22 protein-coding genes and 1 tRNA gene are annotated in these 19,504 nt (G+C 59.9%); 9 read left to right on the top strand and 14 right to left on the bottom strand.

The window, feature by feature from the left end; translation table 11 throughout:
- Positions 1–31: 31 nt before the first annotated feature.
- From ACW9I6_RS16200 to sdhC, 4 genes are read right to left on the bottom strand one after another with little or no spacing between them, the layout of a single operon-like run.
- Complete coding sequence (locus ACW9I6_RS16200; protein ID WP_003210571.1) at positions 32–736, bottom strand: succinate dehydrogenase iron-sulfur subunit; 705 nt, start codon at positions 734–736, stop codon at positions 32–34.
- Between the two features lie 11 nt (positions 737–747).
- The gene (gene sdhA, locus ACW9I6_RS16195; protein ID WP_003210572.1) at positions 748–2,523 is read right to left on the bottom strand and encodes a succinate dehydrogenase flavoprotein subunit; all 1,776 of its coding nucleotides are present in this window, start codon (positions 2,521–2,523) and stop codon (positions 748–750) included.
- A 3-nt stretch (positions 2,524–2,526) separates the two neighbouring features.
- Entirely contained in the window at positions 2,527–2,895 is a 369-nt protein-coding gene (gene sdhD, locus ACW9I6_RS16190; RefSeq protein WP_003210573.1) for a succinate dehydrogenase, hydrophobic membrane anchor protein, read from the bottom strand.
- Complete coding sequence (gene sdhC, locus ACW9I6_RS16185; protein ID WP_008433998.1) at positions 2,889–3,263, bottom strand: succinate dehydrogenase, cytochrome b556 subunit; 375 nt, start codon at positions 3,261–3,263, stop codon at positions 2,889–2,891. The genes sdhD and sdhC overlap by 7 nt, the downstream gene beginning before the upstream one ends.
- Positions 3,264–3,626: 363 nt before the next feature.
- Here sdhC and gltA point away from each other — a divergent pair, with 363 nt between their 5' ends.
- Positions 3,627–4,916, top strand: a complete 1,290-nt coding sequence (gltA, locus tag ACW9I6_RS16180) for a citrate synthase (RefSeq protein WP_003210575.1) — start codon at positions 3,627–3,629, stop codon at positions 4,914–4,916.
- Between the two features lie 164 nt (positions 4,917–5,080).
- Here gltA and ACW9I6_RS16175 read toward each other — a convergent pair whose 3' ends face one another.
- From ACW9I6_RS16175 to ACW9I6_RS16165, 3 genes are all read right to left on the bottom strand, one after another.
- Complete coding sequence (locus ACW9I6_RS16175; protein WP_003210576.1) at positions 5,081–6,739, bottom strand: cation acetate symporter; 1,659 nt, start codon at positions 6,737–6,739, stop codon at positions 5,081–5,083.
- Positions 6,736–7,047: a DUF485 domain-containing protein gene (locus ACW9I6_RS16170; protein ID WP_003210577.1), complete on the bottom strand. Its 312-nt coding sequence runs from the start codon at positions 7,045–7,047 to the stop codon at positions 6,736–6,738. Before ACW9I6_RS16170 ends, ACW9I6_RS16175 begins: the two co-directional genes overlap by 4 nt.
- A gap of 239 nt (positions 7,048–7,286) precedes the next feature.
- On the bottom strand, positions 7,287–8,138 hold the full coding sequence (locus tag ACW9I6_RS16165) for a glycine betaine ABC transporter substrate-binding protein (protein ID WP_008433997.1): 852 nt from the start codon (positions 8,136–8,138) through the stop codon (positions 7,287–7,289).
- A 330-nt stretch (positions 8,139–8,468) separates the two neighbouring features.
- Between ACW9I6_RS16165 and ACW9I6_RS16160 the strand changes: the two genes are divergently transcribed.
- A complete protein-coding gene (locus ACW9I6_RS16160) occupies positions 8,469–10,022 on the top strand; it encodes a glycoside hydrolase family 17 protein (protein ID WP_457339530.1) in 1,554 nt (517 codons plus the stop codon).
- 60 nt (positions 10,023–10,082) lie between these two features.
- Here ACW9I6_RS16160 and ACW9I6_RS16155 read toward each other — a convergent pair whose 3' ends face one another.
- From ACW9I6_RS16155 to ACW9I6_RS16145, 3 genes are all read right to left on the bottom strand, one after another.
- Entirely contained in the window at positions 10,083–11,381 is a 1,299-nt protein-coding gene (locus ACW9I6_RS16155; RefSeq protein ID WP_003215906.1) for an NAD(P)/FAD-dependent oxidoreductase, read from the bottom strand.
- Positions 11,382–11,441: 60 nt separating this feature from the next.
- A complete protein-coding gene (locus ACW9I6_RS16150) occupies positions 11,442–11,615 on the bottom strand; it encodes a DUF3094 family protein (protein ID WP_010174986.1) in 174 nt (57 codons plus the stop codon).
- 89 nt (positions 11,616–11,704) lie between these two features.
- A complete protein-coding gene (locus ACW9I6_RS16145) occupies positions 11,705–12,334 on the bottom strand; it encodes a DUF1780 domain-containing protein (RefSeq protein ID WP_457339529.1) in 630 nt (209 codons plus the stop codon).
- A gap of 102 nt (positions 12,335–12,436) precedes the next feature.
- On the opposite strand from ACW9I6_RS16145, the gene ACW9I6_RS16140 reads away from it, so the two are divergent.
- From ACW9I6_RS16140 to ACW9I6_RS16130, 3 genes are all read left to right on the top strand, one after another.
- Positions 12,437–12,904 (top strand): FAD/FMN-containing dehydrogenase, encoded by a 468-nt coding sequence (locus ACW9I6_RS16140; RefSeq protein WP_457339528.1) that lies wholly within the window; start codon positions 12,437–12,439, stop codon positions 12,902–12,904.
- Positions 12,901–13,590 carry an energy-coupling factor ABC transporter permease gene (locus ACW9I6_RS16135; RefSeq protein ID WP_003215915.1) on the top strand — a complete coding sequence of 230 codons (690 nt, stop codon included), beginning with the start codon at positions 12,901–12,903 and terminating at the stop codon, positions 13,588–13,590. Before ACW9I6_RS16140 ends, ACW9I6_RS16135 begins: the two co-directional genes overlap by 4 nt.
- A 65-nt stretch (positions 13,591–13,655) precedes the next feature.
- Positions 13,656–13,871, top strand: a complete 216-nt coding sequence (locus tag ACW9I6_RS16130; RefSeq protein WP_003215917.1) for a hypothetical protein — start codon at positions 13,656–13,658, stop codon at positions 13,869–13,871.
- On the opposite strand, the gene yacG is transcribed toward ACW9I6_RS16130, so the two are convergent.
- From yacG to ACW9I6_RS16110, 4 genes are read right to left on the bottom strand one after another with little or no spacing between them, the layout of a single operon-like run.
- Positions 13,868–14,068, bottom strand: coding sequence for a DNA gyrase inhibitor YacG (gene yacG / locus ACW9I6_RS16125; RefSeq protein WP_003215918.1), 201 nt, complete (start codon positions 14,066–14,068; stop codon positions 13,868–13,870). The two genes, ACW9I6_RS16130 and yacG, sit on opposite strands and share 4 nt — an antisense overlap.
- On the bottom strand, positions 14,065–14,688 hold the full coding sequence (gene coaE / locus ACW9I6_RS16120) for a dephospho-CoA kinase (protein WP_008437307.1): 624 nt from the start codon (positions 14,686–14,688) through the stop codon (positions 14,065–14,067). Before coaE ends, yacG begins: the two co-directional genes overlap by 4 nt.
- A complete protein-coding gene (locus ACW9I6_RS16115; RefSeq protein ID WP_457339527.1) occupies positions 14,685–15,563 on the bottom strand; it encodes a prepilin peptidase in 879 nt (292 codons plus the stop codon). The genes coaE and ACW9I6_RS16115 overlap by 4 nt, the downstream gene beginning before the upstream one ends.
- The gene (locus ACW9I6_RS16110; protein WP_003215923.1) at positions 15,560–16,768 is read right to left on the bottom strand and encodes a type II secretion system F family protein; all 1,209 of its coding nucleotides are present in this window, start codon (positions 16,766–16,768) and stop codon (positions 15,560–15,562) included. Before ACW9I6_RS16110 ends, ACW9I6_RS16115 begins: the two co-directional genes overlap by 4 nt.
- 201 nt (positions 16,769–16,969) lie before the next feature.
- Between ACW9I6_RS16110 and ACW9I6_RS16105 the strand changes: the two genes are divergently transcribed.
- The 4 genes from ACW9I6_RS16105 (at position 16,970) to ACW9I6_RS16090 (ending at position 19,433) form a co-directional block, all read left to right on the top strand.
- Entirely contained in the window at positions 16,970–17,383 is a 414-nt protein-coding gene (locus ACW9I6_RS16105) for a pilin (RefSeq protein ID WP_087694624.1), read from the top strand.
- An 86-nt stretch (positions 17,384–17,469) separates the two neighbouring features.
- Complete coding sequence (locus tag ACW9I6_RS16100) at positions 17,470–18,879, top strand: O-antigen ligase family protein (RefSeq protein WP_457339526.1); 1,410 nt, start codon at positions 17,470–17,472, stop codon at positions 18,877–18,879.
- A 39-nt stretch (positions 18,880–18,918) separates the two neighbouring features.
- Positions 18,919–18,991: transfer RNA gene (locus ACW9I6_RS16095), tRNA-Thr, on the top strand.
- Between the two features lie 136 nt (positions 18,992–19,127).
- Positions 19,128–19,433 (top strand): DUF6388 family protein, encoded by a 306-nt coding sequence (locus tag ACW9I6_RS16090; protein ID WP_008437299.1) that lies wholly within the window; start codon positions 19,128–19,130, stop codon positions 19,431–19,433.
- Positions 19,434–19,504: the final 71 nt, after the last annotated feature.

Raw genomic sequence — 19,504 nt, 5'->3', positions numbered from 1 at the left:
CACAACGGTCCTGCTTTTACTACAACGTCGGTTACACGCCGCTTTGCAGCAGCATGCTACGTACGTGACCAATGGCCTTAGTCGGGTTCAGGCCTTTGGGACATACGTTGACGCAGTTCATGATCCCGCGGCAGCGGAATACGCTGAACGGGTCATCCAGCGAAGCCAGACGCTCGGCAGTCTTGGTGTCACGGCTGTCTGCCAGGAAGCGGTACGCTTGCAGCAGGGCAGCTGGGCCCAGGAACTTGTCGGGGTTCCACCAGAAGGACGGGCAGGAAGTCGAGCAGCAAGCGCACAGGATGCACTCGTACAGACCGTCCAGCTTCTCGCGCTCTTCCGGAGTCTGCAGACGCTCGATGGCCGGAGCCGGCGTGTCGTTCTGCAGGAATGGCTTAACCTTCTCGTATTGCTTGTAGAAGATGCTCATATCGACGACCAGGTCACGGATAACCGGCAAACCTGGCAGCGGACGAACAACCAACTTGTTGCCTTTCACCACGGAAGACAGCGGCGTGATGCATGCCAGGCCGTTCTTGCCGTTGATGTTCATGCCGTCGGAGCCGCAAACACCCTCACGGCAAGAGCGACGATAGGAGAAACCTTCGTCCTGCTCTTTAACCAGGGCCAGCACGTCCAGCACCATCAGGTCCTTACCACCGGTATCGACCTGGAATTCCTGCATGAACGGCGCAGCGTCCTGATCAGGGTTGTAGCGATAAACACTGACTTTCAACATGGCAGCCACCCTTAGTAAGTCCGAATCTTCGGTTCAAACGTCGGAACCGTCTTCGGCGAGAAGTTCACGGCACGCTTGGTTACGCGCTTGTCACCCGGGAAGTACAGGGTGTGGCACAACCAGTTTTCGTCGTCGCGGTCTTCATAGTCTTCACGAGCGTGAGCACCACGGGATTCTTTACGAACCTCGGCGGCGATCGCAGTCGCTTCAGCCACTTCCAGCAGGTTTTGCAGCTCAAGGGCTTCGATTCGAGCGGTGTTGAACGCCTGGCTCTTGTCGTTGATCTTGACGTTGGCGATGCGCGTACGCAGGTCAGCCAGCTGGGCGATACCTTTCTGCATGTATTCGCCGGTACGGAACACACCGAAGTAGTTCTGCATGCAGCTTTGCAGTTCTTTGCGCAGGGAGGCAACGTCTTCGCCATCGGTACGCGAGTTCAGGCCATCCAGACGTGCCAGGGCAGCGTCGATGTCGGACTGGCGTGGACGCGCGTAATCAACGCCTTCCTTCAGGGTCTGTTCCAGGAACAGGCCGGCGGCGCGACCGAATACCACCAGGTCGAGCAGCGAGTTGCCGCCCAGACGGTTGGCACCGTGAACCGATACGCACGCCACTTCACCTACCGCGAACAGACCAGGGATGATCTGGTCAACGCCGTCGGCGTCCTGGGTGATCGCCTGGCCATGAATGTTGGTGGCAACGCCGCCCATCATATAGTGGCAAGTTGGAACAACCGGGATCGGCGCAACAGCCGGGTCAACGTGGGCAAAGGTCTTGGACAGCTCCATGATGCCTGGCAGACGGCTGTGCAGCACTTCTTCACCGAGGTGATCGAGCTTCAGCATCACGTGGTCGCCATCGGGACCACAGCCGTTACCGGCGATGATCTCTTTAACCATGGAACGGGCTACAACGTCACGACCGGCAAGGTCTTTGGCGTTCGGAGCATAACGCTCCATGAATCGCTCGCCGTTCTTGTTGATCAGGTAACCACCTTCACCACGGCAACCTTCTGTAACCAGTACACCGGCGCCGGCGATGCCGGTCGGGTGGAACTGCCACATTTCGATGTCTTGTACCGGAACGCCTGCACGCAGGGCCATGCCGATACCGTCACCGGTGTTGATCAGGGCGTTGGTAGTCGAAGAGTAGATACGGCCTGCACCGCCGGTCGCCAATACGGTGGCGTTAGCCCGCACGTAAGAGGTTTCGCCGGTTTCGATGCAGATAACGATCATGCCTACAAAGGCACCGTCTTCGTTCTTCACCAGGTCGACGCCGTAGTATTCGTTGAGGAATACGGTGCCGGCCTTCAGGTTGGCCTGGTACAGGGTGTGCAACAGCGCGTGACCGGTACGGTCGGCTGCGGCACAGGTACGAGCGGCCTGGCCACCCTTACCGAAGTCTTTCGACTGACCGCCGAACGGACGCTGGTAGATGCGACCCTGTTCGGTACGGGAGAACGGCAGACCCATGTGTTCCAACTCGAAGACCGCTTCCGGGCCTACGGAGCACATGTATTCGATAGCGTCCTGGTCACCGATATAGTCGGAACCCTTGACGGTATCGTACATGTGCCAGCGCCAGTCATCGTTTGGATCGGCGGAGGCGATGGCGCAGGTGATGCCACCCTGGGCCGAAACGGTGTGGGAACGGGTCGGGAACACCTTGGTGATCACGGCAGTCTTGTGACCGCCCTGGGCCAGTTGCAGCGCAGCGCGCATGCCGGCACCGCCGCCGCCAATGATGATGGCGTCGAATGAAAGCGTATTAACTGTGTTAGCCATGAATCAGATACCCCAAAGAATCTGCACACCCCAGACGAAGTAAGCGAACATCGCGACGCCGCATACTGCCTGGAAGAGAAACCGTACTGCTGTCGCGGACTTGCCCAGCGCCATCGGCGTCAGGTAGTCGGTCGCGATGGTCCACATGCCAACCCAGGCGTGAGCGCCCAGGGCTACAAGGGCCAGCAGACTGAAGATGCGCATCCCGTTGTGAGCGAACAGGCCGTGCCATTGGGCGTAGCCAATGCCAGGGTTCGCCGCGAGGTACCCGATCAGGAAGATGAAATAAGCCGCGAGAACAACCGCAGACACACGTTGCGCCATCCAGTCATAGAGGCCCGAACGCGACAGGTTCGTAACGCTGGTTACCATATCCAAACTCCCGCCAGAACGATCAGCACCACGGAAATGGCGATGACGATTTTCGAGCCCAGCTTGCCGCCTTCCAGCGTCTCACCGATACCCATGTCCATGATCAAGTGGCGAATACCGGCCACAAGGTGATAAAGCAGAGCGGACAGGAGGCCCCAGGCGACGAATTTGGCCAGCGGACTGGTCAAGCATGCCTTCACCTCGGCGTACCCTTCTTCCGAACCCAGGGATTTGCTCAATGCATAAAGCATGATGCCCAGGCCAAGAAACAGGATGATGCCGGATACACGGTGCAGGAACGACGTTACGCCGGTGATGGGGAGTTTGATGGTCCTTAGGTCTAGGTTTACAGGTCGTTGGCTATTCACGGCTTTTTTTCACACTGAAGAGCCCCTAACAATCAGGGCAAAGTTGTTGGGGAGTGCACTGGTCAGGTAACCACCACCCAGGGAGTGCGACCCCCATCAAAACGGGCCCAAAAGCCCCTGGCGGTCGGAGGCCGAGTATAGACAGTTAGGCAACTAATGACAACGCGCACTCCTCACCCTAATAGCGCATTGCGCTGGCGGCATAAAAGGCGTAAACGGCAGGTAATTTCGAGGAAAAAGTACGGTTAAAGCCTTCTGGAGCAAGACTTTAGGCAAATTGACATCTGAATTTATCTCACTATAGTGGTGCGGGCCCTGCGTGGGGGGTCTGTCTGATGATTTGAAGCATAAATAGGAGGCCACATGGCTGACAAAAAAGCGCAGTTGATCATCGAGGGCGCAGCCCCCGTCGAGCTGCCCATTTTAACCGGCACCGTTGGTCCCGATGTTATCGACGTACGGGGCCTGACGGCCACGGGCCGTTTTACTTTCGACCCAGGCTTCATGTCGACCGCCTCATGCGAGTCGAAGATCACCTATATCGACGGTGATAACGGTATCCTGCTGCACCGCGGCTACCCGATCGAACAGCTTGCTGAACAGTCGGACTACCTGGAAACCTGCTACCTGCTGCTTAATGGCGAATTGCCAACAGCTGAGCAAAAGGCCCAGTTTGTCAGCACCGTGAAGAACCACACCATGGTTCACGAGCAGTTGAAGACCTTCTTCAACGGCTTCCGTCGCGACGCCCACCCGATGGCCGTCATGTGCGGCGTAGTCGGCGCCCTGTCGGCCTTCTATCACGACTCCCTGGACATCAATAACCCGCAGCATCGCGAAATCTCCGCGATCCGCCTGGTTGCCAAGATGCCGACCCTGGCCGCAATGGTTTACAAGTACTCCATGGGTCAACCCATGATGTACCCGCGCAACGACCTGACGTACGCGGAAAACTTCCTGCACATGATGTTCAACACCCCGTGCGAGATCAAACCGATCAGCCCGGTGCTGGCCGCCGCGATGGACAAGATCTTCATCCTCCACGCCGACCACGAACAGAACGCCTCGACGTCTACCGTGCGCCTGGCGGGCTCCTCGGGCGCCAACCCGTTCGCCTGTATCGCCGCCGGTATCGCCGCACTGTGGGGCCCTGCCCACGGCGGTGCGAACGAAGCCGTATTGACCATGCTCGATGAAATCGGCGATGTCTCGAACATCGACAAGTTCATCGCCAAGGCCAAGGACAAGAACGATCCGTTCAAGTTAATGGGCTTCGGTCACCGGGTCTACAAGAACCGCGACCCGCGCGCCACCGTAATGAAGAAGACCTGCGACGAAGTGTTGAAGGAACTGGGCATCAAGAACGATCCACAACTCGAACTGGCCATGCGCCTGGAAGAGATCGCCCTGACCGACCCGTACTTCATCGAGCGCTCGCTGTACCCGAACGTCGACTTCTACTCGGGGATCATCCTCAAGGCGATCGGCATTCCAACCAGCATGTTCACCGTGATCTTCGCCCTGGCGCGAACCGTGGGCTGGATCTCCCACTGGAAAGAAATGCTCTCCAGCCCGTACAAGATTGGCCGTCCGCGCCAGCTGTACACTGGCTACGAGTCGCGTGACATCACCAAGCTGGAAGACCGCAAGTAAGCTGATCGCTACTTGGCTACACCGAAAACGGCCTCCTTTGTGATAGGGAGGCCGTTTTTATTTGTGCCGGATTTGAGAAACAGTTTTGTCGTATCTGTTACCAATAAAGGCAAAAAAAAGCCCCGATCTCACGACCGGGGCATTTTTTTGTAACTGTTACAGGCTTAGTGGCTAACCGCCCCACTCGCCCCCAGGCCAGTTTGCGAACGCACAAACTGCGGGAAGTACAGCGCACGTTCCTTCTCTGCCGCCGCCGACTTGTCGGTGATGGAGAAGAACCAGATGCCGATGAACGCAATGATCATCGAGAACAGCGCCGGGTACTCGTAAGGGAAGATCGCCTTCTCATGGTGCAGGATCGAGACCCAGATGGTCGGGCCGAGGATCATCAGGCCAACGGCACTGATCAAGCCCAGCCAGCCACCAATCATCGCACCGCGGGTAGTGAGGTTTTTCCAGTACATGGAAAGCAGCAGCACCGGGAAGTTACAGCTGGCCGCAATGGAGAACGCCAGGCCCACCATGAACGCGATGTTCTGGCTTTCAAACAGGATGCCCAAGCCAATCGCCAGTACTGCCAGGGCGATGGTGGTGATCTTCGATACGCGAATCTCATCCTTCTCGTTGGCCTTGCCTTTCTTGATCACGCTGGCGTACAGGTCATGGGACACCGCCGAAGCACCCGCGAGGGTCAAACCGGCAACCACTGCCAGGATGGTGGCAAACGCCACGGCCGAGATGAAGCCCAGGAAGATACTGCCGCCCACCGCGTTGGCCAGGTGCACCGCCGCCATGTTGTTACCGCCGAGCAAGGCACCTGCAGCATCCTTGAACGCCGGGTTGGTGCTGACCAGCAGGATCGCGCCGAAGCCGATGATGAAGGTCAGGATATAGAAGTAGCCGATGAAGCCAGTGGCATACAGCACGCTCTTGCGAGCTTCCTTTGCGTCACTCACAGTGAAGAAGCGCATCAGGATGTGCGGCAGGCCGGCGGTACCGAACATCAGTGCCAGGCCGAGGGAGAACGCCGAAATCGGGTCTTTCACCAGGCCGCCCGGGCTCATGATCGCTTCACCTTTAGGGTGAACCTTGATCGCCTCGGCAAACAACATGTTGAAGTCGAAGTTGACGTGTTTCATCACCATCAGCGCCATGAACGAGGCACCGGACAGCAGCAGCACTGCCTTGATGATCTGCACCCAGGTGGTCGCCAGCATGCCGCCGAACAACACATAGAGGCACATCAGGATGCCCACCAGGATCACCGCGACGTGATAATCCAGGCCGAACAGCAGCTGGATCAGCTTGCCCGCGCCGACCATCTGCGCGATCAGGTAGAACGCCACCACCACCAAAGAGCCACAGGCCGACAGGCTGCGGATCTGGGTTTGCCCCAGGCGATAGGACGCCACGTCGGCAAAGGTGTATTTGCCCAGGTTGCGCAGGCGCTCGGCGATCAGGAACAGAATGATCGGCCAGCCCACCAGGAAGCCGATCGAGTAGATCAGGCCGTCGTAGCCGGAGGTGAACACCAGCGCGGAAATCCCCAGGAAGGAGGCTGCCGACATGTAGTCACCGGCAATCGCCAGACCGTTCTGGAACCCGGTGATCTTGCCGCCGGCCGCATAGTAGTCGGCCGCCGACTTGTTGCGCTTGGACGCCCAGTAGGTGATGCACAAGGTCGCGCCGACGAAGGCCACGAACATCAGGATCGCTGCGATATTCAGCGGTTGTTTATGCACTTCGCCGGTCAGTGCATCGGCCGCCCAAACGGCAGGTGCAAAGGCCGAAGCGCCGAGTACAGCCAATAGACGACGGATCATTGCGCAGCCTCCTTGAGAATCGCATTGTTCAAGTCGTCGAATTCGCCGTTGGCGCGTCGTACATAGATGCCGGTGAGGACGAAGGCCGACACAATCAGCCCGACCCCGATCGGGATCCCCCACGTAATGGACGAACCGGGGCTGATCTTGGCCCCCAGTATTTGCGGCCCATAGGCAATCAGAAGAATGAAAGCGGAGTAAAGCCCAAGCATGATTGCCGAGAGAATCCAGGCGAATCTTTCCCTTTTACTAACCAGCTCCTTGAAACGCGGGCTGTTTTGAATCGAGAGGTAAATGCTGTCGTTCATTGTTTTTATCCTCGCAGCACAGCTTTTTATTATTGGAACATATCCACTGTATGCGGCTGAGGAACAGGTTCCAGACGACCTTAGTAGTAGAAGGAGTGTAGCGAGGGATATTGAAGGCGCAGGAATAATTGCGGGGGCGAAATAATGTGGGAGCCGGGCTTGCCCGCGATGGGATCGCCTCGATACATCAAGTGCACCGAGGCGTCTGCATCGCAGGCAAGCCAGCTCCCACAAGAGACTTACTTAGCAGTCCACTCGGCGACGCGCTCAGGGTGCTTGGCCACCCAGTCCTTGGCCGCCGCTTCAGGCTTGGCGCCCTCTTGGATCGCCAGCATGACTTCGCCGATTTCATCCTTGGAGGCCCACTGGAATTTCTTCAGGAACGCCACGACTTCCGGGGCTTTCTTTTCCAGGCCTTTGCTGCCGATGCTGTTGACGGTCTCAGCAGCACCATAAATTCCTTTTGGGTCGTCCAGGAAACGCAGTTTCCACTTGGCGAACATCCAGTGTGGCACCCAGCCGGTGACCGCAATGGATTCCTGTTTGTCTTCGGCACGGGTCAACTCGGCGATCATCGCCGCGCCCGAGCTGGCTTGCAGCTTGTAGTCCAGGCCATAGGCCTTGATTGCTTCGTCGGTCTTGAGCATCACACCTGAACCGGCGTCGATACCCACGATCTTGTTCTTGAAGGTGGTGTCGGTCTTGAGGTCTTCGATGGATTTGGCTTTCACGTACTCAGGCACGATCAGGCCGATCTTGGCGTCCTTGAAGTTGGGGCCGTAGTCGACCACCTTGTCCTTGTTCTTGGCCCAGTATTCACCGTGGGTCACCGGCAACCAGGCGGAGAGCATGGCGTCGAGTTTGCCGGTGGCCACGCCTTGCCACATGATCCCGGTGGCGACCGCTTGCAGTTTCACGTCATAACCGAGCTTTTGCTTGATCACTTCTGCCGCCACGTGGGTGGTGGCGACACTGTCCGACCAGCCATCCACATAGCCGATGCTCAGGGTTTTGCTGTCGGCGCTGGCCAGTGTGGAGCTCATCGCAACTACCAGAGTGGCAGCTGCGCCCAAGAGTCGTCGCATCTTCATAGTGCTTCCCCGAAAGTGCTGCGCCCGGCGGATGCCGAGCGACGTCAACCTGTTGTTATGTGGTGCACCGCGCCCCCTTCACGCGCATCGATCACGTGGGTGCCTCATCAGTGGAGGGCTGACACTTCGATAATCAACCTGCTGCCACAAGCGACCTGCTCTGACTGCGACCTCAGGTAAGCAAGAAACGACATCACATCGCCAGCAGGATGATTTGTAGGACATTCACCGACGATCCCGCCCGAACTTTGCATGTCAAAATTATGCGGCCCCACTGGGACGGCTCAAATCCGGGTAAGATGCGCGCCTTTGCCCCCAGACGGCCTGATCATGCCCGCGACTGCACGTTTCCCGCTCCTGCCCTATTTATTTGCCCTGATCCTTGGTGTGCTGGCCCTCGGCGGCTATTGGTACGGCCTTGGCCAACCGGTGGTGCTGCCGGACGTGGCCAGCGCCAGCCACAAGCTGCAATGTGCGTCCTACACGCCCTTCGACAAAGACCAGTCGCCATTCGACCAGCCGTTCAAACTGCGCCCCGAGCGCATGGATGCCGACCTGGCGTTGCTGGCCACCCGTTTCGAATGCATTCGCACCTACTCCCAGACCGGCCTTGAAGACTTGCCGGCACTGGCGCGCAAACACGGCCTGAAGCTGATGAGCGGCGCATGGGTCAGCAGTGATCCGGTGGCCACCGCCAAGGAAGTCGAGGCACTGATCGCTTCGGCCAATGCCAACCCCGACGTCGTCACCTCGGTGATCGTCGGAAACGAAACCCTGCTGCGCAAGGAAGTCACCGCCGGGCAGTTGGTCAAGCTGATCCATCACGTCAAGGACCATATCAAGCAACCGGTCACCTATGCCGATGTGTGGGAGTTCTGGCTGCAACACCCGGAAATCGCCCCGGCCGTGGACTTCCTGACCATCCACCTGCTGCCGTACTGGGAAGATGACCCCTCGGGCATCGACCAGGCGCTCAAGCACGTGGGCGATGTGCGCCAGACCTTCGGCAACAAGTTCGCCCCCAAGGACGTGATGATCGGCGAGACCGGCTGGCCGAGCGAAGGCCGCCAGCGGGAAACGGCGGTGCCGAGCCGGGTCAACGAAGCGAAATTCATGCGCGGGTTCGTGGCCATGGCCGAAGCCAATGGCTGGCACTACAACCTGATCGAAGCCTTTGACCAGCCGTGGAAACGCGCCAGTGAAGGGGCGGTGGGGGGTTACTGGGGCCTGTTTGATGCGGATCGCCAGGACAAGGGCGTGCTCGCCGGCCCGGTGACCAATGTGCCGTACTGGCCGCTGTGGCTGGGGGTTGGCGGGATCATCCTGCTGGGCACGCTGCTGCTGGGTGGCCGCGTGCGCACGACCCGGGCTGCGTTGTTGTTGCCATTGCTGGGCGCCGTGGCGGCCTGCTCGATCGGCACCTGGGCCGAGTTGAACCGGGTCACCGCGCGCTTCACGGATGAGTGGGTGTGGGCTGGATTGCTGGTGGCCTTGAACCTTGCGGTACTGGCTCACGCCGCCCTGGCGTTGAGTACGCGAGAAGGTTGGCGCGAACGCGCCTTCAACTGGCTGGAGCAGCGCGCTGGCTGGCTGGTGGCAATCGCCGGGTTTGCCGGTGCGGTCATGATGCTGGCGCTGGTATTTGACCCGCGTTACCGCAGCTTCCCGAGTGCCGCGCTGGTGCTGCCGGCGCTGGTGTACCTGGTGCGTCCGGTGAGCGGGCTGCGGCGGGAGATTGCATTGCTGGCGTTCATCATCGGTGCCGGTATTGCGCCGCAGTTGTTCCGTGAAGGGGTGATGAACCAGCAGGCGTGGGGTTGGGCGGTGGTGAGCCTGCTCATGGTCGTAGCCTTGTGGCGTTGCTTACGGGTGCGCAAGGCTTAAGACCGCTTTCGCGAGCAAGCCCGCTCCCACACTCACCGAGTCCTATCCCGGAACGTGCTGTCAGTGCAGTTTCAGGCGCGGCTCGGTCCCTCGCCCGATCTTGCTCCCCAGCATCAGCATCGCCGTGCGGAAGAAGCCATACAGCGCCATCTGGTGCATGCGATACAGCGACACATAGAACATCCGCGCCAGCCAGCCTTCCAGCATCACGCTGCCCGTCAGGTTGCCCATCAAGTTACCCACCGCCGAGAAGCGCGACAGCGAGATCAGCGAGCCGTAGTCGGTGTACTTGTACGACGGCAGGTCCTTGCCCTCGATTCGCAGTTTCAGCGACTTGGCCAGCAACGATGCCTGCTGGTGAGCTGCCTGGGCCCGTGGCGGCACATTGCGATCGGTGCCGGGTTGCGGGCAAGCGGCGCAATCACCGAAGGCGAAGATATTTTCGTCGCGAGTGGTTTGCAGGGTCGGCAGCACCTGCAGTTGGTTGATACGGTTGGTTTCCAGGCCGTCGATGTCCTTGAGGAAACCCGGCGCGCGAATCCCGGCGGCCCAGACCTTGAGGCTGGCCGGGATTACCTGGCCGCTGCTGGTGATCAGGGCGTCGGCCGTCACTTCACTGACGGCGGAGTTGGTCAGGACGGTCACCCCGAGTTTCTCCAGGGTTTTATGCACAGGCCCGCCGATCCGCTCCGGCAGGGCAGGCAACACCCGTGGGCCGGCTTCGATCAGGGTGATGTGCATGTTTTCCGGCTTGATCTTGTCCAGGCCATAGGCGGCCAGTTCATGTGCGGCGTTATGCAGCTCGGCGGCCAGCTCGACGCCGGTGGCACCGGCGCCGACGATGGCGACGCTGATCTGCTCTACCACGTCCGTCTGCCCGGCATGGGCGCGCAGATAGTGATTGAGCAATTGCTGGTGGAAACGCTCAGCCTGCTTGCGGGTGTCGAGGAACAGGCAGTGTTGTGCCGCGCCTTCGGTGCCGAAGTCATTGGTGGTGCTGCCGACGGCGATCACCAGGCTGTCGTAGCCCAGCACGCGCGCGGGCACCAGTTCCCGGCCTTCTTCGTCGAGGGTGGCGGCCAGCTGGATTTTTTTCTGCTCGCGATCAAGCCCGCTCATGCGCCCCAGCTGGAACTCGAAGTGGTTCCATTTGGCTTGGGCAACATAATTGAGTTCGTCTTCCGAAGAGTTCAGCGAGCCGGCCGCCACCTCGTGGAGCAAGGGTTTCCAGATGTGGGTGAGGTTGGCATCCACCAGGGTGACGCTGGCGATGCCGCGCTTGCCCAGAGTCTTACCCAGGCGGGTAGCCAACTCCAGGCCGCCGGCGCCGCCGCCGACGATAATAATACGATGGGTCATGGGGATATCTCGCAAGGCTAAAGGAAATCGGTGCAGTTACCCGAGCGAGCGCCAGGCAGCTCATAGCGTCAGGTAACTCAAAAGGCGGCTCAGCAAACCCAGGCCGATCACTGCAACCAGCACCACCGCAAGGAGCAGCCAGGGCCGGAAAGGCTTGCGCTCGACTTGGTTCTGGGACAGTTGCAGGTACTCTTCGACATGCTGTTGGTCGTCGGGGTTCAGGCGGCTGGTCATAAAGGCCTCGTCAGGTAGACGTTGCTGAAGGGCGCCACGTTACAGTCGGGTGATTGGCGGCATTGCCTGAAGCATAGTCGCCAACCCGATCACAGGCTGATGCCCACATCGAACACTATGCTGCGCCCCAGATTGTTGCGCAAGAAGTCCGGTGCGTCCGGGTGCGCGAACAGTACGCGGGCGAAGGTCGGCCCCACGAGGGACAGCGAGCGCCAGCCCTGGCGCAGGTACTCGGTGGGAGGAGGGAAGTGACTGTTGAGGTCCAGTACTTCGCGCTTGAGGCTGGCGAAGGCGATGAGGTCCAGCTCCCCCAGGTCCATCCCGCGCTCTTTATAGTTGTGGGCCTTCTTGCGCAGGGTGGGCGCCAGGCGCAACAGGAATTCGTGGGCGGGAATGCGCCGGGGCTTGGCTTCTCGCCTAACCAGTTGGCTCAGGGAAAACGCGCTGCGCCGCCGCAGCAGCTCGTCGCGCCACTCATCGTTCAGGCGTCGGCCTTCGTCGAGCACGAAAAACACTTCGAAACTGGCGTCGCGAAACAGCACATCCGGCGGCTCTTGCCCGGCGGCGTGGAATTCTTCGGCGCGATAGGGCGCGTTCAAGCCTTGCAACAGGCGCTGGCAGACCCAACGCTCACGCTCCCATTTGCGGGCATTGGACAGGAACGCGTTGGCTTGTTCGGCCGCTACGGTGAGCAGCCGCAAATAATCTGAGTCATCCATGTCACCAGCTTAGCGTCCAAATGATGACCGCAGGAAGTCCCGCGTCAAAAGGTCGGTGTAGACTGGCCACTCGACAGTGTCCCGTGGCATGAGGAGTATGCAGTGAAGTGTTTTGTGGTGCTGTTCTTGAGTCTTTTGCCCGTGTGGGCCCAAGCCGTCGAAGTGGGTGAGCGTGTTGCACCCTGGACGTTGCTTGATCAGTTCGACCAGGCCTACACCCTGGATGAGCAGGCGCAAACCTTGCTCGTAGCGCGCAGCATGGACGCCGCCAAGATCGTCGATGCGGCGCTGCAAGGCCGGCCCAAGGGTTACCTGGAGGCTCGGCATGCGGTGTTTCTCGCCGATATCCAGCGCATGCCCCGGCTGATCGCGAAGATGTTCGCGGTGCCGGCGATGCAGGCCTACAACTATCGCGTCATGCTCGACCGCGATGCCCGTGTAAGCCCGCGCTATCCCGCACCTGTGGATAAAGTGCTGTGGCTGCAACTGGATCACGGGACGCTGGTGGCGCAGCATGAATACGATTCCGCCGCTGAACTGCGCCAGGCCCTGGAGCAGGTGCAGCCGTGATCAGCGCAGCGGTGCTGGCGCCGGAAACCCTCAGCATCGGCTGGCTGCTGTATGCGCCGGTGGTGATGTGGGCGCTCCTGCGTTCGCCGTGGGTCGAGCTGTTTGCCGACCGCCGACGCCAGCACTTGCTGTTCGGCACCGTATTCGCACTGTTCATGTTGTGGTTGGTGCGCCGGGATTTCGACACCGGGGTGTCCTACCACTTCATCGGCATGACCGCCGTGACCTTGTTGCTCGATTGGCCCCTGGCGATCGTCGGAGGCTTTGCCGCGCAAATCGGCCTGGTGTTGCTCGGCCGCCAGGACCTGGCCGCCGTGGGGATCAACGGCATGCTGCTGATCCTGTTGCCGGTGCTGGTCACCGAAGGCTGTGCGCTGCTGGTGGAGCGGGCGAAGCCACGCAATCCCTTTGTGTATATCTTCTGTTCGGGCTTTTTCGCCGCCGCACTGTCGGCCTTGTTGTGCCTGCTGGCAGGCCTGGGCTTGCTGTGGTTCGATGGCCGTTTTGCGATGCCGGAATGGATCGAGGATTTTGTCGGCTACTTGTGGCTGATCATTTTCCCCGAGGCCTTTATCAACGGCATGGTGATCAGTGCCCTGGTGGTGTTCTGCCCCGAGTGGCTGGAGACATTCAACCGCACTCGCTACCTCTCGGCGCCCTGGAAGGATGACGATCCGCGGCCTTGATCCAGGTCAAATGCCGCACGCGCAAGTGGTCGCATGCTCTGCAAAATTTCCAGGAGCACGGAATCATGAGTGTGTACGAGTGGGCACGGCAGGAGTTACGCAGAAGCCAGGACGCGGCGCAGGAAATCGGCTTTGACCCGGGCTTGACCCTGCGCGCCATGCTCAGTGCGGTGGTGCAGCAGAGCAAGGGCGTGCGCAGTTTTGAAGACCTGGCCGACGAGCTGCAGTACCTTGCAGAGAATCTCGACGACCAGCAGGACTATGGCTTTATGCGGCCTTAGTGTTTGGGCTGAAAGTCTTCGGAGAACAGGTCGTCCTCGGCGTCCGGGCTGACCGGGATCTTGTGTTCCTCGGACGCCCAGGCGCCCAGGTCGATCAGTTTGCAACGGTCCGAACAGAAGGGACGGTTGACGTTTTCTGCTTTCCATTCCACAGGTGCGCCGCAGGTTGGGCATTCGACGTTCAAGGGTTGGCTCATGATCGGCCTCCACGCAAAGTAAGGTAAAAGTGGTGCAGTCGCTCGACCTCGGCGTGCAGCCGGGCCAGGTCCTGGTCATTGACCAGCACGTCATCGGCATGGCGCAGGCGGTCTTCACGGGTGGCCTGGGCCTTGAGAATCGCCTGCACCTGCGCTTCGCTGATGCCATCGCGTTGCAGGGTACGCTGTATCTGCAACGATTGCGGCACGTCGATCACCAGCACCCGCTGGGTCATGGTGTACTGGCCGGACTCGATCAGCAGTGGTGACACCAGGATCGCGTAAGGCGATTGTGCACGCGCCAGGTGGCTGCGAATCTCCTCGGCTATCAGCGGGTGCAGCAACGCCTCCAGCCAGCGGCGCTCGTCGGGCACTTCGAAGATCAGCTTGCGCAACGCGCCGCGGTCCAGTTGCCCGTCAGGCTGCAGCACACCCGCACCGAAATGCCCGGCAATCTGCGCCAGGGCAGGGCGCCCGGGTTCGACTACCCAGCGCGCGGCGTGGTCGGCGTCAATCAAGTCCACGCCAAGCCGGACGAAGTGTTCGGCGGCCGCGCTTTTGCCACTGCCGATGCCGCCAGTGAGGCCAAGAATCCAGGGTGTTGCGACAGAAGTGGTCATCTGAAACCGACAGACTGCAAATAGAAGTCGGTTATTTGACCACCCCAGAGCAATGCAATCCAGCCGGCAATTGCCAGATACGGACCAAAAGGCATTGGAGTGGATGCCTGGGCTTTGCGCAGGCGCAATAGAATCAGGCCTCCCATCACACCCACCAGGGAAGACAGCAACAGCGTCATCGGCAGGATCTGCCAGCCGCCCCAGGCCCCGAGCATGGCCAGCAGCTTGAAATCCCCGTGCCCCATCCCGTCCTTGCCGGTAATCAGCTTGAACAACCAGAACACCGACCACAGGCTCATGTAGCCGGCTACCGCGCCCCACAGCGCATCGGGCAATGAAACAAAAACGCCAAAGCTGTTGAGGATCAGGCCCAGCCACAGCAACGGCAGCACCAGCACATCCGGCAGCAGTTGGTGGTCTGCATCGATCAGGCTCATCGCCAGCAAGCCCCAACTCAACAACAACACCGCTCCGGCTGCCCAGCCAAAACCGAAATGCCAGGCGGCAACCGCCGAGATCAACCCGCACGCCAGTTCGGTGATGGGATAACGCGCGCCAATAGGTTGATGGCAACTTGAGCAACGTCCCTTGAGCAGTACATAACTGAGCAGCGGAATATTCTCCCAGGGGCGAATCGGGTGGTTGCAACGCGGGCAGCAGGAGTTTGGGTGCATCAGGTTATAGGGAGCCGCGATGGGCTCGGCGGGAAGGCCAAGGACCTCATGGGCCTGGGCTCGCCATTCGCGCTCCAGCATCTTCGGCAGGCGCCATACCAGCACGTTGATAAAACTGCCGACAATCAAGCCCAGCAGCAACGCGCCTGACACAAACACCCACGGCTGATAAACGAGGATCTCAGTCAGTGGCGTGCTCAAAAGGCTGTACCGAGTTGAAAGATCGGCAGGTACATGGCCAGCACCAATGCCCCGACGATGCCGCCGAGTACCACCATGATCAGCGGCTCCATGAGGCTGGTAAGGTTGTCCACCAGGTTATCGACGTCAGCCTCGTAGTGGCAGGCGACTTTTTCCAGCATGTTATCGAGGGTGCCCGACTCCTCGCCGATAGCCGTCATCTGGATCGCCATGCCTGGAAACAGGCCGCTTATGGCCATGGATTCATTCAGCTGGATTCCGGTTGCAACGTCGTGCCGCATACGATTGATTGCCTGTTTGAACTGCCCGTTACCCGTGGCGCCGGCCACGGAATCCAATGCCTGCACCAATGGAACGCCCGCCGCAAAGGTGGTCGAGAGCGTGCGAGCATAGCGGGCGACCGCCGATTTTTTCAGCAGTGTGCCTGCCACGGGAGCTTTCAACAAACTGGCATCGAGCCAGTGGCGAAAGCCTGTGGACGAGCGATAGGCTTTGCGCATTCCTGCGAAACCGGCACCCGCGGCCAGGATCAGCATCCACCAGCTTTGCTGCATGAACTCCGACAGGCTGATGACGCCCAGGGTAAAGCCCGGCAGTTGTGCATCGACGCCGGCAAACAACCCCTGAAACTGCGGCACCACGTGAATCAGCAGGATTGCGCTGACAGCGGTGGCGACTGCCAGTACCGTCACGGGATAGGTCATGGCCTTCTTGATTCTGGCTTTCAGCTGTTCGCTTTTTTCCAGGTGAATGGCCACCCTTTCCAGCAGCGCTTCGAGTGCGCCCGCTTGTTCACCCGCCGCAACCAGGTTGCAGTACAGATCATCGAAGTAGCGTGGGTATTTCTGCAAGGCGACAGCCAGGCTGCTGCCGGCGGCGATCTCCTGCTTCAAGCCTTGTACCAGCGCCCCCATATGCCGGTTGTCGAAGCCCTCGGCGATGATATCCAGCGCCTGTAAAAGTGCGATACCAGCCTTCAGCAGCGTCGCCAATTGGCGGGTGAAGAGGGCGATCTCTGCCGGTTTGACCGGCAGGGCGAGGCTCGGCCAACCGGCGAATTTCTTGCGTACGCGCCCAGGATTGATACCTTGCTGGCGCAGCAGTGCCTTGATCAGGGCGGGATTGTGACCACGGGTTTCTCCGGATACCTTGCGCCCTTTGCGGTTGACGCCTTCCCAGGCATAGATCGCTGAAACATCATTCATTTCACGGTTCCGCACACAGACAGTGGAAGATTTATAGCTTAGTCAGGTGACGGATTCGGGCAGGCTCGCCGTGAGCGAAAAAATGTCAGTTTGTGCGTCTTGTTCAGCATTGGTTGCGCGGGGGTGAGTACACTGGCGCGGTTGCCGAGACGGGGTGCAGGATGCGCCTCGCGAAAGGTTTTATTCTGGAGAGTGAATGTGATGCGTCAGAAAGGTTTTACCTTGATCGAATTGTTGATCGTCGTGGCAATCATCGGCATTTTGGCCACCATCGGCCTGCCCATGTACACCAAGCACCAGGCCAAGGCCAAGTTCACCGCAGGGCTGGCCGAAGTCTCCGCGTTGAAGGCGGGCTTTGAAGACACGCTGAACCAGGGGACGCCACCGACCCTGGCGTTGATTGGCGGGACCAGCCCAACGGCCAACTGCAAGATTGACGTGACCGGCGACATCGCCACCGGTGCTGGCACGATTGCCTGTGAAATCCTCGATGCACCCGCGCCGGTCCTGGGCAAGATCATCACCTTGACCCGTAGCGCCACAACCGGCTGGAAGTGCACCACCACGGCAGAAGACCAATACGCCGCTAAAGGTTGTGCTTCCGGCGGCGCGTGATCATCAGGTCGTCTACTGTTTACGCAGCAAGGAAGAGCGTGTGTGTAAACCGCTCTACGCCCATCACAAGGAAGTAGAGGTCGCCGATGACGTCGTCTGTCCAGCAGCGGGGGAACATATTCCTCATCGTGGTTATGTGTCTGCTGATGCTGGCGATCTGCGCGCCTTTCAGTAGTCATGACTGGCAACGTGCGGTGCAGATATGGGTGGCGCTGTGTGCGGTGGTGTATGGGCTGTGCTTGCCGCAGGCAGAGCGATGCGTAGACAGGTCGACAGCGCTCGGGGTGTCGCTGATCGGGGGCGCGGGGCTGGTTTCGGCCCTGTTGGCCCACCAGCCGCTCTGGGCGTTGACCGAGCTGGCGCTGCTCATCAGTTGTTGCGCCACTGCTGTGGCTTTCAGCCGGGCCAGGCGCAATGGGGATGAGTCCCTGGATCGTGTATTGGTCCTGTTCGTATTGCTGCTGTGCATGGTTAAAAGTATTCAATATCTGCACGCCGGGGTCCTCGCCTTCACCAGCGGCGAAGCAATCGTGAATACCGATTTGCTGTTGTCCGGGTTCTCCAATAAACGTTTCTACGGTCAGTTCCAGACCTTCACCCTGCCCCTGCTGGCGCTTCCCTTGCTGGTTTCAAACGTCGCTCGTCCAGCGCGGGGCGCAGTGTTCGCCCTGCTGTGTGTCTGGTGGCTGATCGCGATCGGTGGCGGTACCCGCGGCACCTGGCTCGGTATGGGCGCTGCCGGCTGCGTGCTGATGTTCCTGGGGCCGCAGGGGCGTCGTTGGCTGGGCTGGCAGTTGGCGGCACTGGCCTGTGGGTTAGTGTTGTATTGGTTGGTCTTCACGGTGCTGGCAGGGTACTTGGGGATTGTAATTTCCAATGGTGCCGTAGACCGACTGACCACCAGCCTCTCGGGGCGTGGGCCTATATGGTGGCAGGCCTGGAGCATGATTATCGAGCGGCCCTGGCTGGGTTTCGGGCCGATGCATTTTGCCGACATCGCCAATGACATTGCCGCTCACCCTCACCAGGCGATTCTGCAGTGGGCCAGCGAATGGGGCGTACCGTCGACGCTCTGCATGATCGCGTTGGTTGCGTGGGCGGGTTGGTCAACCTTGGGCGTGTTGCGTGAGCGTGCGTGGTCATTGGCGCCCGTGGACCTGCTGCGCCTGTGCCTGTTTGCCTCGCTGATCGGTGCACTGGCCCAGGCACAGGTGGATGGGGTGATCGTGATGCCGGTGTCGCAACTCTGGCTGGCGCTGGTGGTTGGCTGGCTGATGGGATTGCATGTGTGGCGCGTTCCATCGGTCGCCCCGATGCCGGCGTTGTACAGGGTGTGGATGGCCGCGAGCGTCGTGGCCGTGGGCTTGCTGGTGTTCGTCGCGATTCGTGACGTGCCCCGACTCACGGAGCGCAGCGAGCACTACATGGGTCTGGGCAACGGTCACCTGCAGCCACGCTTTTGGGTGCAAGGTGTGATTGCCCTCGAAATGCAGTGAGTTGCCGGACGTCCAAGGCAGTGCTAGCTTTAGCCCACCGCCCGTGTAGCTCAGCCGGTAGAGCAGCGCACTCGTAACGCGAAGGTCGCAGGTTCGATTCCTGTCTCGGGCACAAAGGCAACACAGTTTTCAGATGATCCCAGAATGGTTCTGAAGGCCAGACGAACCGGTATTCATGCCTGTTCTTTTGTATCTGCGCGACCTTGATGACCCAGATGCATCCCCATTCCTCGATCTAAGAGAACGACATGACCACACAAGAAATGACCCAGGAAGCGCGGCACGAAGCAGCCCTCAAAAAGTACGTCGCGGAGTCGCCGGAACTGCTGGATGAGATCAAGGACCTGAGCGCCGATGATCAAAGGGACCAGATCCAATGGGCGTTTGAGGATGAGGCCGAGGCCCAGGGCCTGCAGCCATGGGAACTGACCCTGAAGTACACCTCCACCCCCGAAGCGTTCGAGGCGGCGCGCCTGGCTTTGCACAAGGAAGCGGCCGAGGTGTTGGGTGTCGACTGGAACGAGTATTGCGGGATGAACAATCTCGCGATCTGACACAAGTTTGATGTGGCGAGGGAGCTTGCTCCCGCTGGGTTGCCAAGCGCCCCCAAAAACCTTGGGAGCGC

Source organism: Pseudomonas sp. SDO5522_S412 (genome assembly GCF_054071215.1).
The sequence above is the reverse complement of the archived record's forward strand: the minus strand, read 5'-3'. Positions and strand labels throughout refer to the sequence as shown.

What these genes read in the sequence shown, in the direction of transcription:
- ACW9I6_RS16145 (WP_457339529.1), bottom strand. Translation starts at nt 12,334, where the DNA reads ATGGATGACTCAGATTATTTGCGGCTGCTCACCGTAGCGGCCGAACAA.
- yacG (WP_003215918.1), bottom strand. Translation starts at nt 14,068, where the DNA reads ATGAGCCAACCCTTGAACGTCGAATGCCCAACCTGCGGCGCACCTGTG.
- sdhA (WP_003210572.1), bottom strand. Translation starts at nt 2,523, where the DNA reads ATGGCTAACACAGTTAATACGCTTTCATTCGACGCCATCATCATTGGC.
- ACW9I6_RS16105 (WP_087694624.1), top strand. Translation starts at nt 16,970, where the DNA reads ATGCGTCAGAAAGGTTTTACCTTGATCGAATTGTTGATCGTCGTGGCA.
- ACW9I6_RS16110 (WP_003215923.1), bottom strand. Translation starts at nt 16,768, where the DNA reads ATGAATGATGTTTCAGCGATCTATGCCTGGGAAGGCGTCAACCGCAAA.
- gltA (WP_003210575.1), top strand. Translation starts at nt 3,627, where the DNA reads ATGGCTGACAAAAAAGCGCAGTTGATCATCGAGGGCGCAGCCCCCGTC.
- ACW9I6_RS16175 (WP_003210576.1), bottom strand. Translation starts at nt 6,739, where the DNA reads ATGATCCGTCGTCTATTGGCTGTACTCGGCGCTTCGGCCTTTGCACCT.
- ACW9I6_RS16200 (WP_003210571.1), bottom strand. Translation starts at nt 736, where the DNA reads ATGTTGAAAGTCAGTGTTTATCGCTACAACCCTGATCAGGACGCTGCG.
- ACW9I6_RS16165 (WP_008433997.1), bottom strand. Translation starts at nt 8,138, where the DNA reads ATGAAGATGCGACGACTCTTGGGCGCAGCTGCCACTCTGGTAGTTGCG.
- ACW9I6_RS16130 (WP_003215917.1), top strand. Translation starts at nt 13,656, where the DNA reads ATGAGTGTGTACGAGTGGGCACGGCAGGAGTTACGCAGAAGCCAGGAC.
- sdhD (WP_003210573.1), bottom strand. Translation starts at nt 2,895, where the DNA reads ATGGTAACCAGCGTTACGAACCTGTCGCGTTCGGGCCTCTATGACTGG.
- ACW9I6_RS16100 (WP_457339526.1), top strand. Translation starts at nt 17,470, where the DNA reads ATGACGTCGTCTGTCCAGCAGCGGGGGAACATATTCCTCATCGTGGTT.
- ACW9I6_RS16160 (WP_457339530.1), top strand. Translation starts at nt 8,469, where the DNA reads ATGCCCGCGACTGCACGTTTCCCGCTCCTGCCCTATTTATTTGCCCTG.
- ACW9I6_RS16150 (WP_010174986.1), bottom strand. Translation starts at nt 11,615, where the DNA reads ATGACCAGCCGCCTGAACCCCGACGACCAACAGCATGTCGAAGAGTAC.
- ACW9I6_RS16170 (WP_003210577.1), bottom strand. Translation starts at nt 7,047, where the DNA reads ATGAACGACAGCATTTACCTCTCGATTCAAAACAGCCCGCGTTTCAAG.
- ACW9I6_RS16155 (WP_003215906.1), bottom strand. Translation starts at nt 11,381, where the DNA reads ATGACCCATCGTATTATTATCGTCGGCGGCGGCGCCGGCGGCCTGGAG.
- ACW9I6_RS16090 (WP_008437299.1), top strand. Translation starts at nt 19,128, where the DNA reads ATGACCACACAAGAAATGACCCAGGAAGCGCGGCACGAAGCAGCCCTC.
- coaE (WP_008437307.1), bottom strand. Translation starts at nt 14,688, where the DNA reads ATGACCACTTCTGTCGCAACACCCTGGATTCTTGGCCTCACTGGCGGC.